Source organism: Chromobacterium alticapitis (genome assembly GCF_002924365.1).
GTDB lineage: Bacteria > Pseudomonadota > Gammaproteobacteria > Burkholderiales > Chromobacteriaceae > Chromobacterium > Chromobacterium alticapitis.
Genome location: NZ_PQWB01000087.1, coordinates 1 through 14981, shown reverse-complemented (window position 1 = coordinate 14981; position 14981 = coordinate 1). Strand labels below are relative to the sequence as shown.

The window sequence follows — 14981 nt, the reverse complement described above, 5'->3', positions numbered from 1 at the left end:
GCCAGGCTTAGCCTGGAGCACGTATACGATTATTAACACTCGCTTGGCCCACCCTGCCTCAGTCAGCGAAGGTGTACTCCAGCATCTCGTCGCCATACTTATCCGTCTGGCCTACCGGCTGCCAGCCCAGATACCGGTAGAAACCATGCGAACGCACGGCCGGATCGCTGTTGCAGCCCAGGAATAAGCGCCGGTGCCCCAAATCGCGCAAGGCTTCCATGGCCTTGGTCAGCAGAGCCTTGCCCACACCCATGTTTTCGAAATCCGGCAACAGCGCCAGCACCACGATCTCGCCGCTTTGCGCGTCGCCGAAGCAATAGCCCACGATGCGGCCATCCGCCTCCGCGGCCACGCCGGGCAACTCGCCCTCGCGCACGCTTTGCGCCCAGCTCTCGCGCGTGATGCCCAGCTCGTTCAGCCCGGCCTCGGAAATCGCGTTTTCGCGGGTCTGGCCGCGGATGACGATGCAAGCGGCGATGTCGTCCGGGCCGGCCGTCCGATAGTTCACGGTATGCATGGCTTTTCTCCCAAAGAACAATTTAAAGAACATTAAACGCCCAACTCAGAGCCCTTCATGCCACACATAGTTCACACCTTCGCGATTAGCCCCCCCAACAACGCTATGTCCATCGACGCCTGAATGGCCAAGAGAAAACCCCGCGCATCTTCAAACCAGAGATCGCGGGGTTGTCGACAAAACCCAAAATCAAACCCTATATCCACGGCCAGTCTATTGGCCCGCTGGCGCCGCCTTTTCTCTCAGCTCATAACCACGTTCCAGCAATGCCTTACTCCATTCCGCCATGGCAATTCCCACCAAGTCCGGCTGGCCGGCGAAGCCAAACTCTATATGCATCTGCGGAATGGCATCATTGCCGAAACTGGGCAGACTGGATAATTTAAGCGTGGGGTAGCGCGCGGTGAATGCCCGCATCAGGTCTATCAAATCGCCCTCGCGGGCATGGATGGCGATGCAGCTCATTTCGATGTCAGGGCTATCGTTGAATAGCCGGCGGTAATGAGTTTCCAGCACCCACTCAATCATGGGCCAGGCCATGCTGGGGAAGCCCGGCACAAAATGGACATGGCCATGGGAGAAGCCGGGCACCTGGTTGACCGGGTTGGGGATGATGGCCGCGCCCTGCGGATAGCAGCCCATCTGAATCCGATGCGGATAGGCCTCGTCGCCGAATCGCGCCTCCAGCAACGCCTTGGCCTCCGGGTGCAGCTCCAGCGGCAGGTCCAGCGCGCGGGCGGCGCAAGCGCGGGTGTGGTCATCCGGCGTGGCGCCGATGCCGCCGAAGCTGAACACCAGATCGCCGCTTTCAAAGGCCCGGCGCAAGGCCGCTTCGATGCGGACGGGATCGTCGCCCAGATATTCCGCCCAGGCCAGCTTCATGCCGCGCGCGGCCAGGATGCGGATCAAAGCCTGCATATGCTTGTCCTGGCGCTTGCCGGACAGCAATTCGTCGCCGATGATCAAGGCGCCCGTTTGCATAGCAACTCTCCCGAATGAGTTTTGAGGCGCGGGCAAGCCTAAGCCTGCCCGCCCCGCCGTCAATCCGCGCGGTCACGCTCCAGCATGCGCCGGCAGACGGCATAGCAATCATCGATATGGCTGTTGCCGACATAGCGCATCGCAGCGAAGCCTATCGCCGCATTGGCCGCCCAGCCCAGCACCGGCACCAGTTTCAGCGCCTGCTTGCCCGCCCAGCGCCCGGCGGCGCGCTTGACCAAGGCCGCGAGCAGGCTGCGCGTCACCTCCATGCCCAGCAGCGCGCTGCCGGCGCGGCGCATCAGCTGGTACAGCAGCTGCTTGCGCGCCGCGTCGTAGCCCGCGATCTGCGCCGGCGCCACGCCGAAGCGCTGGTTGATGGCCGGAATCAGCTGCATCAGGATGGCGACGTCGGCGGCCACATCCACGCCTGGCGCCGGCAAGGCCGAAGCGCCGGCTGACAGCGCCGCCCGACCGTTCACCATGGCGCGGCACTGCTCGCGGATGGCGTCCAGCTCGCTCAAGCTGGCGGGCAGCATCAGTGCGCCTCGCCCACCTGCGGGCCGGCCAGCGCGTCCTTGGGCATGGCCAATTGCTCGACCGCGGCCTGCGCGGCGGCGAAGTCCGCCGTGGCGATCAACTGCTGCCAGTCCTCGGCGCGGCTCTTGCCCGCCATCCGCGCCAGCCGCTCCTCCAGCTTGGGCTGCGGCGGCGGAACCAGGCCGGCCAACATGGCATCGGCCTCTTGCGGCTGATTGCAGACCAGCACCATGTCGCAGCCTGCCGCCAGCGCCGCGTCGGCGCGCTGCACATAAGTCCCCGCGCCGGCCGCGCCGGCCATGTCCAGCGCGTCGGAGAAGATCACGCCGTCAAAACCGAGCCGACCACGCAAGATGTCGGTGAGCCAGACCTTCGAGAAACCGGCAGGCTGGTTGTCCACCGCCGGATACAGCACGTGGGCCGGCATCACCGCGCCCATGCCGGCCTCGGCCAGGCACGCGAAGGGGACCAGATCGTCTCGCTCGATGTCCGCCAAGGTTCTATCGTCCTGCGGCATCAGGTGGTGGCTGTCGCCCTCCACATAGCCATGACCCGGATAGTGCTTGCCGCAGCTCATCATGCCGCCGCGACCCAGCCCTTGCTGCAAGGCTTCGGCCAGCTCGGCCACCGCTTCCGGATCGCGGTGGAAGGCACGATTGCCGATCACGGCGCAGCGCTCCCAATCCAGATCCAGCACCGGAGTGAAGGACAAATCTATGCCGCAGGCGGATAGTTCTGCGGCCAGCACGTAGCCCACCGTTTCCGCCTGCCTGCGCGCCTCGTCCTGATCCTGATCCCACAGCTCGCCCAGCACGTTCATCGGCGGCAGGCGAGTGAAACCATCCAGGAAGCGTTGCACGCGGCCGCCTTCGTGATCGACGGCGATCAACAGATGCGGGCTGCGCAAGGCGCGGATTTCGGCCGTCAGCGCGCGCAGTTGTTCGATGTTCTGGAAATTGCGCCGGAACAAGATGATGCCGCCCACCAAGGGGTGCGACAGCCGCGTGCGCTCTTGTTCGGTCAGCGCGAAGCCGGCGATATCCACCATCACGGGACCACGCGGGAGATTCAGAGTATTTGGGGTCATGGGTTGATCCTCGACCATGAAGGCAAGCCGACGCGGCGCATCGCCGCCAGCGATTGTGAAGATGCATGGCGAAACGCCCGACATTCCCTCGCGACGCTACGCTTGCTTCGCTCGGTCAACGGGCTTCCGCCCTACGGTGCGGATTCCAATACGACAAAAGCCAGCGCGTGAGAGCGTTCATCACTGATGGACAGATGCATGCGGCCGACGCCGCGCGCGGCGACAAACGCGGACAGCGTTTCAGACAAGACCAGCAAGGGCTTGCCGAGTTCATCATGCCCCACGCCTATCGCCGTCAGCAGCGCCGGCTCGATCACGCCGGTGCCCAGCGCCTTGGCAAACGCCTCCTTGGCCGCGAAGCGCTTAGCCAGGAAGCGCGCCGGTTCGGCGTGGGCTTCGAATTCAGCCTGCTCGGCCGCTGTCAAAAGCCGGCGGCCGGCCTTGACGCCCCAGCGCTGATACAAGTCCTCCATCCGGACGATCTCGACCAGATCGCTGCCTATGCCGTAAATCATTACAGCCCCTGGCGGCCTTCCACCATCAGCGCCTTCATTTCGCGCACTGCCTGGGCGAAACCAACGAACAAGGCGTGGGCGACGATGGCGTGGCCGATGTTCAGCTCGGCGATCTGCGGAATGGCGGCGATGGGTTTGACATTATGGTAGTTCAGTCCATGGCCGGCGTTGACCACCATGCCGAGGCTGGCGCCGAACTCGGCGGCCTCGCGGATGCGGACCAGCTCGGCCGCGCGCTCGCTGGCGTGCGGCGCGTCGGCGTAAGCGCCGGTGTGCAGCTCGATCACGCGCGCGCCGGCGTCGTAGGCTTTCTGGATCTGCTCGCGGTCCGGATCGATGAAGATGGACACGCGGATGCCGGCCTCGGCCAGCTTTCCGGTGTAATGGCTGACGTCGGCGTAATGGCCGCGCACGTCCAAGCCGCCTTCCGTGGTGACTTCCTCGCGCTTCTCCGGCACCAGGCAGACATCTTCCGGAGCGACTTCCAGCGCATGCGCCAGCATCTCGGGCGTCATCGCCATTTCCAGATTCATGCGGGTCTTCAGCACCGGGCGCATGGCTTTCACGTCCGCGTCCTGGATGTGGCGGCGGTCTTCGCGCAGGTGCAGGGTAATCAGGTCGGCGCCGCTGGATTCGGCTACCAGGGCCGCCTCCACCGGGCTGGGGTAGCGGGTGCCGCGCGCCTGGCGCAGCGTGGCGACGTGATCGATGTTTACGCCCAACAAAATCATACTCATCCCCTTTGTTCTCAGTCCCTAATCCGACAAGGACTGTATGGCTTGCAATAATTGGCGCGAGGCCAGCGGCTCGTCCCCCAGCAGGGCGGACAGCCATACCCGGCTGAGCTGGCGCGCCTGGCCGCGGGTGGCAGGCTCGCTGAAATCGTCTTCGTGAATGGCCAGCAGCGCCTCGCCGGACAGCCGCGCCGCCCGGTCGGACAAGGCGAGATCCGCATGTTCGTCCCGCTCCGGCAGCGCCGCGTCCCGGCACAAATAGTAACGCCGCGGATCGATGGCGTCGCCCTCGCTGTCCCGGTTCAGCGCCGGCGCGTAGCCCAAGGCCTGGGCCAGCTTCAATTCATAACGGCGCAAGGCAGTCGACAGCGGCGCGGCGCCGGCCAGCTCGCGCACCGCGCGGTCATAAACGGCAAAAGCCCGCGGTTCGGGATCGTCCCGCGCCGTGAGCTTCATCATCAATTCATTCAGGTAAAAGCCGCAGACCAGCGGCAGGCCGGACAGCGCGCGCACGCCGCCGTCCCAGTCCGCGGCATGCAAGGTGCGCAACTCGTTCTTGCCGAACCAGGACAGCGTCAGCGGCTGGAAAGGCTGCAGCACGCCGCGCAGATCGGAACGAGGGCGGCGCGCGCTGCGCGCCACCAGGCTGAAACGCCCATGATCCCGCGTCAGCACTTCCAGCAGCAGGCTGGTCTCGCGATATGGCTGGGCGTGCAGGATATAGCCGGCCTGTCGATCCACCCTGCCCGGCTGGCTCATGCGCAGGCGTCCTCGGCCCGACGGCGGCTGACCGTGAATTCGAACTCGCCAGCTCCTCGCCCCAGGCGCTGTCGGACCAGCTGTTCCACCCGGTCGCGCCAAGCGGCGATGGCATCCACGCTGTCCCAGTACGTCAGCTGAGCCACCGCGTCGCCCCCCAGGCAGCCCGGCTGCGCCGACGCCAAACGCAAGGCGCAGACGGACAAGGCGGCCAACGCCGGCGTGGGCGCTTCCAGCCTGACGGCCCAGCACAGCTGGGCCAAACCGGGATCCAACGGCCTCATCAATCCAGACCGAACTCGCGCAGGAAGCGGACGTCGTCTGCCCAACCGGACTTCACCTTGACCCACACTTGCAGGAAGACCTTGCCGTCGAACAGCTTTTCCATGTCGAGGCGCGCTTCGGTGGAGATTTTCTTCAGCTTCTCGCCGGCCTTGCCGATCACGATGGGCTTCTGGTGCTCCTTGTCCACCAGCACCGCGATGTGGATGCGGCGCAGCGCGCCGTCCATCTCGAACATTTCCACTTCCACGTTCATTTCGTACGGCAGCTCTTCGCCCAGGTAGCGGAACAGCTTTTCGCGCACGATCTCAGCGGCCAGGAAGCGCTCGTTCTTATCTGTGACCATGTCCTCTGGATACAAGGGCATGGATTCCGGCAGATGCGGCCGCACTTGGTCCAACAATTCGGCCAGGCGCTGGCCATGCTTGGCGCTGACCACTTCCACGCCGGCGAATTCGAACTCGGCCGTCACCTCGTCGATGAAAGCCTGCAAGGTCAGCCTGTCCTTGGCCTTGTCCAGCTTGTTCACCACCAGGATGACCGGGGTCTTCTTCGGCAGCAGCGCCATGACTTCTTTGTCGGCGGAGGTGAAGCGCATCGCCTCCAGCAGGAACAGCACGCAATCCACGCTGCCCAGCGAGTCCTTTACGCTCTTGTTCAGCGCCTCGTTCAACGCGCCCTTGTGATAGGTCTGGAAACCCGGCGTGTCGACGAAGACGAATTGCGCCGTGTCTTCGGTATGGATGCCGGTGACGCGATGGCGCGTGGTCTGCGACTTCTTCGAGGTGATGCTGATCTTCTGGCCGATCAGGTGGTTCATCAGCGTGGATTTGCCCACGTTGGGACGGCCGACGATGGCGACGAAGCCGCAGTGGAATTGGGGAGTATCAGTCATGATTTTTTCTTGCCTGCGGCGTGTTTCTGTTCCAGCAGGACCAATGCCGCTTCGGCGGCCTGCTGTTCGGCGGCGCGGCGGCTGCCGCCGTCGCCGGTGGAGATCAGGGCCAGTTCGCCCAGATCGCACTCCACCTTGAACCATTGTTCATGGGCCTCGCCGCTCTGCGACAGGATGCGGTACTTGGGCAGCGCCAGCTTGCGCGCCTGCAGCGCTTCCTGCAAGCGGGTCTTGGCGTCCTTGGCCTGGCGCGTGGTGTCTATGGTGGCCACGCGCTGCGCGTACAGCTTGCGCACCACCAGCTCTGCAGCGGCGAAGTCGGCGTCGAAGCTGACGGCGGCGAAGGTAGCCTCCACCGCGTCGGCCAGGATGGACGGCCGGTTGAAGCCGCCGCTTTTCAGCTCGCCCTCGCCCAGGTACAAATAATCGCCCAGCTTCAGCTCATGGGCGATCTCGGCCAGGGTGTTCTGGTTGACCAGATTGGCGCGCAAGCGGGACAGCTCGCCCTCGCTCAGCTGCGGAAACTGGTCGAACAACATGCGCGCCACGGTGTAATTGAGGATGCTGTCGCCGACGAATTCGAAGCGTTCGTTGTTGGTGCTGCTATAGCTGCGGTGCGTCAGCGCCTGGCGCAGCAGCTCCGGCTTTTGAAAAGCATAATCCAGCGCCTGCGACAGGCGCCGGAATCGGTTGTCGATTTGAGTCACGGTATGGTTATTGAACGACAGGCGGTTGACCCGCCTCGGTATCGAAATGGAATAGCAGGCTGACATTGCCTAACAGCGGTACCTCGCGCTGATACTGCGCCCGCAGGTAATTGCCGTTGGCGCTGGACACCACGGCCAGATTGTCGCCCTTGATCGCGGTGATGTCGGCTACCGCGGCTTTCTGGTCGAACTCGTGCCGCAGCGTGAGCTCGCCGACATTGGTCTCGACGGCCAGCGCCTGCAGCTCGTGCTTGATATTGGCGTACTCGGTGTACACCGGGATGATCTTGAACGCCAGCAGCAAGGCCGAACCGGCCACGGCGACGAACAACAGGATGGCGATGATGGACATACCTTGCTGTTTCTTCATGCATTTCTCCCGCGGTGGCCGACAGGCCCGAATCATTGAATACTGCTGCCGATGCGCGACAGGTTGGCGAAGTTCATCCAGATCATGAAGGCCTTGCCCACCATCAGCTTGTCGTCGACGAAGCCCCAGTAGCGGCCGTCCGAGCTGTTGTCGCGGTTGTCGCCCATCATGAAATAATGTCCCTGCGGCACCTTGCAGACGAAGCCGTCGTCATCGTAGCGGCAGTTGTCGCGGTAGGGGAAGTCCATCACCTGGCTCAACGCCACCACCGGCGTGCCTGGATTGTTCAGCACCTTGTAGCTCTTGCCGGCCGGCAGCGCCTCGCGGTACTGGTCTGCGGTGATCTGCTGCAGGCCCAGTTCCTTTTCCAGGTAGTCGTAAGTGCCGTCCTGCGCGTCGGTCAGCGGCTTGCCGTTGACGCTCAGGCGCTTGTTGCGGTATTCGACAGTGTCTCCCGGCAGGCCCACCACGCGCTTGATGTAGTTGATCTTGGGATTGGGCGGGTAGTTGAACACTACTACATCGCCGTGCTGCACCTTGCCGACCGGGATCAATACATTATTGAGCACCGGCACGCGGATGCCGTAGGCAAACTTGTTGACCAGGATGAAGTCGCCCACCACCAAGCCCGGGCGCATGGAGCTGGATGGGATCTGGAACGGCTCCACCAGGAAGGAGCGCAGCAGAAACACCGCGAAGATCACCGGGAAGAAGCCGCGCGAGTAATCGACGAAGTGGCCGGCCTCTGCGCTGCTGGCGGCGCGCTTCTTGGCCAGCATCCACTTGTCCAGCGCCCACACCGTGCCGGTGATCAGCACGAACACCAGCATCACCGCGGTGAAGCTCATATAGTTGGACAGGAAGCCGAAGCCGCCTATCACCAGCGCCAGGTAGCCCCACTGCACGGACTGCGGCCAGTCGGCCGCGCCTTCCTGCTTCCGGCCGCCCAGCACGATCAGCATGACGCCGATCACCGCCAGCGCGACGAACACCCAGTACAAGTTTCCGCCCACTTATTTGTCCCCCACTTGAAGAATGGCGAGGAAAGCCTCTTGCGGGATTTCCACGTTGCCTACCTGCTTCATGCGCTTCTTGCCGGCTTTTTGCTTTTCCAGCAGCTTCTTCTTACGCGTGATGTCGCCGCCGTAGCACTTGGCCAGCACGTTCTTGCGCAGCGCCTTCACCGTCTCGCGGGCGATGATGTGGCCGCCTATGGCCGCCTGCACCGCGATGTCGAACATCTGGCGCGGAATCAGCTCGCGCATCTTGGACACCAGCTCGCGGCCGCGGTACACGCTGGAAGCGCGGTGCACGATCAAAGACAAGGCATCCACCTTCTCGCCGTTGACCAGCACGTCCAGCTTGACCAGGTCCGCGCTCTGGAATTCCTTGAACTCGTAGTCCAGCGAGGCGTAGCCGCGGCTGGTGGACTTCAGCTTGTCGAAGAAGTCCATCACCACTTCGTTCATCGGCAGGTCGTAGGTCAGCATCACTTGGCGGCCCATGTACTGCATATTGCGCTGCACGCCGCGCTTCTGATTGCACAGGGTCATCACCGAGCCGACATAATCCTGCGGCACCAGGATGGTGGAGGTGATGATGGGTTCGCGCAAATCTTCATACTTGCCGGCATCCGGCATGCGCGACGGGTTGGACACCACTTCCACCGTGCCGTCCTTCATCACCACTTCGTAGTTCACCGTCGGCGCGGTGGTGATCAAGTCCATGTCGAACTCGCGCTCCAGGCGCTCCTGCACGATTTCCAGGTGCAGAAGACCCAGGAAGCCGCAACGGAAGCCGAATCCCAGCGCTTGCGACACTTCCGGCTCGAACTTCAGCGAGGCGTCGTTCAGCTGCAGTTTTTCCAGCGCATCGCGCAACGCTTCGTAGTCATGGCTTTCCACCGGATACAGGCCGGCGAACACTTGGGACTGCACGTCCTTGAAGCCCGGCAGCGCCTCGGACGCCGGATTGCTCATCAGGGTGATGGTGTCGCCCACCTTGGCGGACTTCAGCTCCTTGATGCCGGCGATGACGAAGCCCACTTCGCCCGCGCTCAGGCTGGGCTTCTGCACCGACTTGGGCGTAAACACGCCCACCTGTTCGCACAGATGCTCGGCGCCGGTGGCCATGAACTTGATCTTATCCTTGGGCTTCAGCGAACCGTCGATCACGCGCACCAGCATCACCACGCCGACGTAGTTGTCGAACCAGGAGTCGACGATCAGCGCCTTCAGCGGGCCATCCGGATTGCCTTGCGGCGGCGGGATCTTGTTGACCACTTCCTCCAGGATATCCTCGATGCCGATGCCGGCCTTGGCCGACGCGCGCACCGCGTCCACGGCCTCTATGCCGATGATGTCTTCGATTTCCTGCGAAATGCGCTCGGGGTCGGCGGCCGGCAGGTCTATCTTGTTCAGCACCGGCACCACTTCCACGCCCAACTCGATGGCGGTGTAGCAGTTGGCTACGGTCTGCGCTTCCACACCCTGCGAGGCGTCCACCACCAGCAGCGCGCCTTCGCAGGCGGACAGCGAGCGCGAGACTTCATAGCTGAAGTCCACGTGCCCCGGGGTGTCGATCAGGTTCAGATGGTACACCTGGCCGTCGCGGGCCTTGTACTGCAAGGCAGCGGTCTGCGCCTTGATGGTGATGCCGCGCTCCTTCTCGATATCCATCGAGTCGAGCACCTGCGCGCTCATTTCGCGCAGCTCGAGGCCGCCGCAGAATTGGATGAAACGGTCGGCCAGGGTGGATTTACCATGGTCGATATGGGCAATGATCGAGAAATTTCGGATGTTCTTCATCGGTTTCCAGCAAAAGAGAAGGGCACGCAAGCGTGCCCGGGGCTGCTGACGGATAGCCCTTCCGGGGGACCCCTGGGTCCGGCGGATGCCGGAAGCCGATCAGCAAGCGGGGGCGCGCACGCCCCCGGTTTAACTCACACTGGCGCGGATTTTAGCCGATTTCGCCCAAGTGTGCAGCCAACTTCGCTTCGTCCAGACGCCAGTGGCAGATTTCGGCCTCGCCCTCCATCAGCACCGGCACCAGCTCATTGAAACGCGCCTCCAGCGCCGGATCGGCATCGACGTCCAGCACCTCAAGCTCGAAGCCGTGGCGCTCGCGCCATGGCCCCAGCTCGGCCAGCATCTGGTGGCACAGGCTGCAATACTCGCGAAAATACAGGGTCAGCTTCACTTATTCCTCGCCCACAGTCAGCGGCACGAACTGCGTCATGCCTTGGCGCATCACCTGCAGCGCCACCGTGCCGCCCTTCTTCGCCTGCTCCAGCGCCTTCTTCAACTGGGCGAAGCTCTGCAACGGCTCGCTGCCGACGCCGACGATGACGTCGCCCTGCTGAATGCCCGCGCGCATCGCCGCGCCGTTGGCGTCGCGCACCAGCAGGCCGTAATCGATGCCCGCCTGCTTCAGCTGCATCGGATTCAGCTCCTGCAGGCGCAGGCCGATCTGCGCCAGGCTCTGCTCGCCCGGCGCGCCCGGTTTGCGGTATTCGCGCTGCGCCACGCGGGCATCTTCCTCCTTGAGCTCTTCCGGCACCACGCGAACGCTGGCCTGAGCGCGGTTGCGCCAGATATCAAGAGAGATGGCCTTGCCCGGCGACATGTCGCTGACCAGACGCTGCAGATCGCCGCTGGAGGACACTTCCTGGCCATTCACCCTCAGGATGATGTCGCCCGCCTTCAAGCCGGCCTTCTGCGCCGGGCCCTTCGGATCCAGCGCATTGATCAAGGCGCCGCTGGGCTTGGCCAGGCCGAAAGATGCCGCCAGCTCCTTGCTCAGCTCCTGTATCACTACGCCGATGCGGCTGCGCGTCACCTTGCCCTTGGCCTTCAACTGGTCCGCCACATTCATCGCGGTGTCGATCGGAATGGCGAAGGAAATGCCCATGAAGCCGCCGGATCGACTGAAAATCTGCGAGTTGATGCCGACTACCTCGCCGCCCAGATTGAACAGCGGGCCGCCGGAGTTGCCTGGATTGACCGCGGCGTCGGTCTGGATGAACTGCACCGCGCTCTCATCCGGCAGCATGCGGTTCTTGCCGGAAACGATGCCGGAGGTGGCCGTGTTCTCGAAGCCGAACGGCGAGCCGATGGCCAGCACCCACTGGCCTACCTTCAGCTTTTTCGGGTCTCCCAAACGCGCCACCGGCAGATTCTTGGCGTCTATTTTCAACAGCGCCACATCGGAGCGCGCATCCGAGCCTATCACCTTGGCCTGGAACTCGCGCTTATCGGTCATCTTGACCGTGATCTTGTCGGCGCGCGCCACCACGTGGGCATTGGTCAACACATAACCGTCCGCCGAGATGATGAAGCCCGAGCCCAGCGAGCTCTCCTGGCGCTCGCGCGGCACCTGCGGCGCGAAACGGCGGAAAAACTCAAAGAAAGGGTCGCCCTCTCTGCCTTCCGGCAAGCCGGAAGTCATTTCCTTGACCGTGGACGTGGTACTGATATTGACCACCGCCTTGCCCTCGGTCTCAACTATCGCGCTGAAGTCCGGCAGATCCGCCGCCATGGCGACGGGAACCGCGACAGTCAGCACCGATGCCGCCAGCATGGCGGAAACGATCAGCTTTTTGATCGACATGTGCGCTCCATCTTGTTGCAGTGTTGTGGATTGAATGCGCCGGCGGATGCCGGCTATCGAACGATCAGCCGGGGAGCGCAAGCCGGACGGCCCGCACTGCCCCTCCCCTACCTCTTGGACGCGGCCGGATAGCCGCCTCCCTCTCCACAGGCCGCCCTTCCGCAAGGGAAAGGCGGCCCATTCTCATCGCCAGCCCAGGCTCACTCGCCCTTGCCATTGATGTGCATGCCTTTCAGCAAAGTCATCATCGCAGTCTGCGGCATATCGCCCACCGCCGTCAGCTGCATGTCGTTCTGGTAGCTGGTGGCCATATTGATGGCGCCGTGCAGATTGCCCACCCGCTCCATCCGAGCGCTCTCCGGCGGCGGCGGCTCGACGAACACCGACAGCATCACCAAACCGTCCGACAACACCAGATGGCGCACCGGCTTGCCGCCCGCGCCCGGCAATGTGCGCGCGGACGAGCGCAGCAGGCGGAAGCCCTGAGGCAAGCCCGTGACCTCGTTTTGCGACACCGAGGGATCCGCTCCGCTCGCCGCCTTGCCGGAAAGCAGCAGGAACTTCTGCGGCAGCTTGGGACGATAGGCCTTCTTGTCCTTGGCGCCCGCCAACTCCACCTCGGTGAAAGTGAATTGCTCCACCGCGTCGCCGCGCGGCGACAGGGTGATCACTTTCAGGGGCAGATGGGTGGCCGGATCGATGCACATGCGCATGGTGTAGCGCTGCGGATCGCGCGGCTGCAAATCCAGCCACTGGCAATCGCGCTGCGCCACCCGGTCGCTGCCCGTGCGCTTGAGCGCGTAAGAGCGGGGTATATCATCCACATCGTCCGGCAACAGCGCCGGGAACAGGCGCATCGCGCTGATTCTGCAAGCGATCAGCGCGCGCTTGTCCTGCGCGTAGCAGGTCAGCTCGCCGCCCGTGCGCACCACTTCGCGCGGCGGGCCGTCCAACGAAACCCGCTTCTCGCGCACGCTATCGCCTTGACTCTGCCGAACCAGATGGAAAGTCTCCATCATGCCGTTCATCTGATGCAGATAGGTGCCATCCAAGGCCTGCTGCCGACTGGCATTGCCGACATTGCGCAAGAGCTGCATGTCATCTTCAGCATGGGCCGCGCAAGCGGCCCCGAACATCAAAACACCGATCAAGGGCACGGCACGCATCAGTGGCGGACTCCGTTTCCATAAGATACGCGCATCACGCTCTGATCCGCCGTCACTTCCTGGTGGGCCAGCACGTAAGGATCATCCTGATCGAACTGCGCGGGCTTGGCCATCTGCACCGGCACGCCGCGATCGGCTATGGCCGAAGGCGCGGTCTGGCGGTGGCTCAGCTGCTGCCAACCGACCACGGCGGCGAAGCTGACGCTGGCCGCCAGCGCCACGGCGCCAGCCGCCCGCGCTCGGCGCGGCCGCATCCAGCGGCGCGGCGCCAGCACCGTGGGCTCGGCCGCCAGGCGTTCGCCCACCTTGGCGCGCACATCCAGCGCGGCGAAGCGGTTGGCGCGCATCGCGTCGCCTATCAAATGATAATGTTCCCAGGCCGCGTCCAGGTCTTCGTCGCCGGCGATGGCGGCAAGGGCCTTGTCGGCCGATGGCTCATCCAGTTCGCCGTCGATCAGCGCGGAAATCGTTTCTTTCATACTTACCACCTTCGGTTCTTGGCCGTATCCAGCAGCGGCCGCAGTTCAGCAGCTATCGCCTCGCGCGCGCGGAATATCCGCGAGCGCACCGTGCCGATTGGGCAATCCATCACCCTGGCGATTTCGTCATAGGACAGTCCCTCCATCTCCCTGAGGGTAATGGCGGTACGCAACTCCTCCGGCAAGGCTTCCACGGCGGCATTGACTGTCGCCAGAATTTCCTTGTTCATCAGCTCGGTTTCGGGCGTGTTGTTGTCCGGGATCTGCGACGCCATGTCGAAGCTCTCGCCGTCCTCGTCCTCGATCTCGCTGTTCACCACCGGGCGTCGCCCGTTGGCGCTGAGGAAATTCTTGGCTGTATTGATGCCTATCCTATACAGCCACGTGTAAAACGCGCTTTCGCCGCGAAACGACGGCAGAGCGCGATACGCTTTGATAAACGCTTCTTGCGTCACATCTTCGATGTCGGAACCGTCGCGGATAAACCGCGACAACAGCCTGGCGAGACGTCGCTGATACTTGGCAACAAGCAGATCGAAAGCTCTTTTTTCACCTCGCTGGGCACGTTCCACCAACTGTTGATCGATATCCCGATCACTCATGTCGTTGTTATGCTCCCTGGTTTGCCCACTGTTCTATGTGGTCGTATACGTGGACTGTAATCTAGACCACACGCTTGGCCCTGAGTTCCCAATGTCGCGGACGATGCGAAACATATCACTCCTGCGCCAAAACTTGAACATCCATATGTCAACTATTGCCAGCCTTTTCTAGAGCCCTTACACTCCAACCAAGCACTTGCTTGAATGACAAGCCACTCAAATTTCTTCCATCAGGAGCATTCCATGAGCACTCCCGGGCAGCGTTTCCGCCAGGCCGTGGCCGCCGAAAAACCGTTGCAAGTGGTAGGCGCGATCAACGCCTACGCCGCACGTTTGGCCGAACACTCCGGTTTCAAGGCCCTGTATCTGTCCGGCGGCGGCGTGGCTGCCTCTTCCTGCGGCATCCCGGACCTGGGCATCACCACGCTGGAAGACGTGCTGATCGACGCCCGCCGGATCACCGACAACACCGAGCTGCCGCTGCTGGTTGACATCGACACCGGCTGGGGGGGCGCCTTCAACATCGCCCGCGCCGTGCGCAGCCTGGAAAAAGCCGGCGTCGCCGCCGTGCATATCGAAGATCAGGTGCAGCAGAAGCGTTGCGGCCACCGCCCGAACAAGGCCATCGTCAGCCAGGATGAGATGGCGGACCGCATCAAGGCCGCCGCCGATGCCCGTCGCGACGCCAGTTTCGTCATCATGGCCCGAACCGACGCGCTGGCTGTGGAGGGACTGGATGCCG

General features: G+C 63.3%; 19 protein-coding genes. 1 reads left to right on the top strand and 18 read right to left on the bottom strand.

The window, feature by feature from the left end:
* Positions 1–58 precede the first annotated feature (58 nt).
* The 18 genes from C2I19_RS16345 to rpoE all read right to left on the bottom strand — a co-directional run bounded on the left by C2I19_RS16345 (position 59) and on the right by rpoE (position 14239).
* Positions 59–517: a GNAT family N-acetyltransferase gene (locus C2I19_RS16345; protein ID WP_103903724.1), complete on the bottom strand. Its 459-nt coding sequence runs from the start codon at positions 515–517 to the stop codon at positions 59–61.
* A 213-nt stretch (positions 518–730) separates the two neighbouring features.
* Positions 731–1498 carry a competence/damage-inducible protein A gene (locus tag C2I19_RS16340; RefSeq protein ID WP_103903723.1) on the bottom strand — a complete coding sequence of 256 codons (768 nt, stop codon included), beginning with the start codon at positions 1496–1498 and terminating at the stop codon, positions 731–733.
* Positions 1499–1557: 59 nt separating this feature from the next.
* A complete protein-coding gene (locus C2I19_RS16335; RefSeq protein ID WP_103903722.1) occupies positions 1558–2034 on the bottom strand; it encodes a hypothetical protein in 477 nt (158 codons plus the stop codon).
* Entirely contained in the window at positions 2034–3122 is a 1089-nt protein-coding gene (nagZ, locus tag C2I19_RS16330; RefSeq protein WP_103903721.1) for a beta-N-acetylhexosaminidase, read from the bottom strand. The genes C2I19_RS16335 and nagZ overlap by 1 nt, the downstream gene beginning before the upstream one ends.
* Before the next feature lie 131 nt (positions 3123–3253).
* The gene (acpS, locus tag C2I19_RS16325) at positions 3254–3637 is read right to left on the bottom strand and encodes a holo-ACP synthase (protein ID WP_103903720.1); all 384 of its coding nucleotides are present in this window, start codon (positions 3635–3637) and stop codon (positions 3254–3256) included.
* Positions 3637–4368, bottom strand: a complete 732-nt coding sequence (pdxJ, locus tag C2I19_RS16320; protein WP_103903719.1) for a pyridoxine 5'-phosphate synthase — start codon at positions 4366–4368, stop codon at positions 3637–3639. Before pdxJ ends, acpS begins: the two co-directional genes overlap by 1 nt.
* A 24-nt stretch (positions 4369–4392) precedes the next feature.
* Positions 4393–5130 carry a DNA repair protein RecO gene (recO, locus tag C2I19_RS16315; RefSeq protein ID WP_103903718.1) on the bottom strand — a complete coding sequence of 246 codons (738 nt, stop codon included), beginning with the start codon at positions 5128–5130 and terminating at the stop codon, positions 4393–4395.
* Positions 5127–5414, bottom strand: coding sequence for a hypothetical protein (locus C2I19_RS16310; RefSeq protein WP_103903717.1), 288 nt, complete (start codon positions 5412–5414; stop codon positions 5127–5129). The genes recO and C2I19_RS16310 overlap by 4 nt, the downstream gene beginning before the upstream one ends.
* Complete coding sequence (gene era / locus C2I19_RS16305; RefSeq protein ID WP_103903716.1) at positions 5414–6307, bottom strand: GTPase Era; 894 nt, start codon at positions 6305–6307, stop codon at positions 5414–5416. Before era ends, C2I19_RS16310 begins: the two co-directional genes overlap by 1 nt.
* Positions 6304–7014, bottom strand: coding sequence for a ribonuclease III (gene rnc / locus C2I19_RS16300; RefSeq protein ID WP_199181226.1), 711 nt, complete (start codon positions 7012–7014; stop codon positions 6304–6306). The genes era and rnc overlap by 4 nt, the downstream gene beginning before the upstream one ends.
* Positions 7015–7021: 7 nt before the next feature.
* Positions 7022–7384, bottom strand: coding sequence for a DUF4845 domain-containing protein (locus C2I19_RS16295; RefSeq protein ID WP_103903715.1), 363 nt, complete (start codon positions 7382–7384; stop codon positions 7022–7024).
* 32 nt (positions 7385–7416) lie between these two features.
* Positions 7417–8397, bottom strand: a complete 981-nt coding sequence (gene lepB / locus C2I19_RS16290) for a signal peptidase I (RefSeq protein WP_103903714.1) — start codon at positions 8395–8397, stop codon at positions 7417–7419.
* Positions 8398–10191: a translation elongation factor 4 gene (lepA, locus tag C2I19_RS16285; protein WP_103903713.1), complete on the bottom strand. Its 1794-nt coding sequence runs from the start codon at positions 10189–10191 to the stop codon at positions 8398–8400.
* A 151-nt stretch (positions 10192–10342) separates the two neighbouring features.
* Positions 10343–10582: a glutaredoxin family protein gene (locus tag C2I19_RS16280; RefSeq protein WP_103903712.1), complete on the bottom strand. Its 240-nt coding sequence runs from the start codon at positions 10580–10582 to the stop codon at positions 10343–10345.
* Positions 10583–11992: a DegQ family serine endoprotease gene (locus C2I19_RS16275; protein WP_103903711.1), complete on the bottom strand. Its 1410-nt coding sequence runs from the start codon at positions 11990–11992 to the stop codon at positions 10583–10585.
* A 200-nt stretch (positions 11993–12192) separates the two neighbouring features.
* Positions 12193–13089: a MucB/RseB C-terminal domain-containing protein gene (locus C2I19_RS16270; protein ID WP_233201229.1), complete on the bottom strand. Its 897-nt coding sequence runs from the start codon at positions 13087–13089 to the stop codon at positions 12193–12195.
* A 68-nt stretch (positions 13090–13157) separates the two neighbouring features.
* The gene (locus C2I19_RS16265; RefSeq protein WP_103903709.1) at positions 13158–13637 is read right to left on the bottom strand and encodes a sigma-E factor negative regulatory protein; all 480 of its coding nucleotides are present in this window, start codon (positions 13635–13637) and stop codon (positions 13158–13160) included.
* A 2-nt stretch (positions 13638–13639) separates the two neighbouring features.
* Positions 13640–14239 carry an RNA polymerase sigma factor RpoE gene (gene rpoE / locus C2I19_RS16260; protein ID WP_103903708.1) on the bottom strand — a complete coding sequence of 200 codons (600 nt, stop codon included), beginning with the start codon at positions 14237–14239 and terminating at the stop codon, positions 13640–13642.
* A 243-nt stretch (positions 14240–14482) separates the two neighbouring features.
* On the opposite strand from rpoE, the gene C2I19_RS16255 reads away from it, so the two are divergent.
* The coding region (locus C2I19_RS16255) for an isocitrate lyase/phosphoenolpyruvate mutase family protein (RefSeq protein WP_199181225.1) at positions 14483–14981 on the top strand (499 nt) is incomplete at its 3' end.

Bases quoted from the DNA above. Each gene is read 5' to 3' on its own strand.
- C2I19_RS16345 (WP_103903724.1), bottom strand. From the start codon at position 517: ATGCATACCGTGAACTATCGGACGGCCGGCCCGGACGACATCGCCGCT.
- C2I19_RS16340 (WP_103903723.1), bottom strand. From the start codon at position 1,498: ATGCAAACGGGCGCCTTGATCATCGGCGACGAATTGCTGTCCGGCAAG.
- C2I19_RS16335 (WP_103903722.1), bottom strand. From the start codon at position 2,034: ATGCTGCCCGCCAGCTTGAGCGAGCTGGACGCCATCCGCGAGCAGTGC.
- nagZ (WP_103903721.1), bottom strand. From the start codon at position 3,122: ATGACCCCAAATACTCTGAATCTCCCGCGTGGTCCCGTGATGGTGGAT.
- acpS (WP_103903720.1), bottom strand. From the start codon at position 3,637: ATGATTTACGGCATAGGCAGCGATCTGGTCGAGATCGTCCGGATGGAG.
- pdxJ (WP_103903719.1), bottom strand. From the start codon at position 4,368: ATGATTTTGTTGGGCGTAAACATCGATCACGTCGCCACGCTGCGCCAG.
- recO (WP_103903718.1), bottom strand. From the start codon at position 5,130: ATGAGCCAGCCGGGCAGGGTGGATCGACAGGCCGGCTATATCCTGCAC.
- C2I19_RS16310 (WP_103903717.1), bottom strand. From the start codon at position 5,414: ATGAGGCCGTTGGATCCCGGTTTGGCCCAGCTGTGCTGGGCCGTCAGG.
- era (WP_103903716.1), bottom strand. From the start codon at position 6,307: ATGACTGATACTCCCCAATTCCACTGCGGCTTCGTCGCCATCGTCGGC.
- C2I19_RS16295 (WP_103903715.1), bottom strand. From the start codon at position 7,384: ATGAAGAAACAGCAAGGTATGTCCATCATCGCCATCCTGTTGTTCGTC.
- lepA (WP_103903713.1), bottom strand. From the start codon at position 10,191: ATGAAGAACATCCGAAATTTCTCGATCATTGCCCATATCGACCATGGT.
- C2I19_RS16275 (WP_103903711.1), bottom strand. From the start codon at position 11,992: ATGTCGATCAAAAAGCTGATCGTTTCCGCCATGCTGGCGGCATCGGTG.
- C2I19_RS16270 (WP_233201229.1), bottom strand. From the start codon at position 13,089: ATGCAGCTCTTGCGCAATGTCGGCAATGCCAGTCGGCAGCAGGCCTTG.
- C2I19_RS16265 (WP_103903709.1), bottom strand. From the start codon at position 13,637: ATGAAAGAAACGATTTCCGCGCTGATCGACGGCGAACTGGATGAGCCA.
- rpoE (WP_103903708.1), bottom strand. From the start codon at position 14,239: ATGAGTGATCGGGATATCGATCAACAGTTGGTGGAACGTGCCCAGCGA.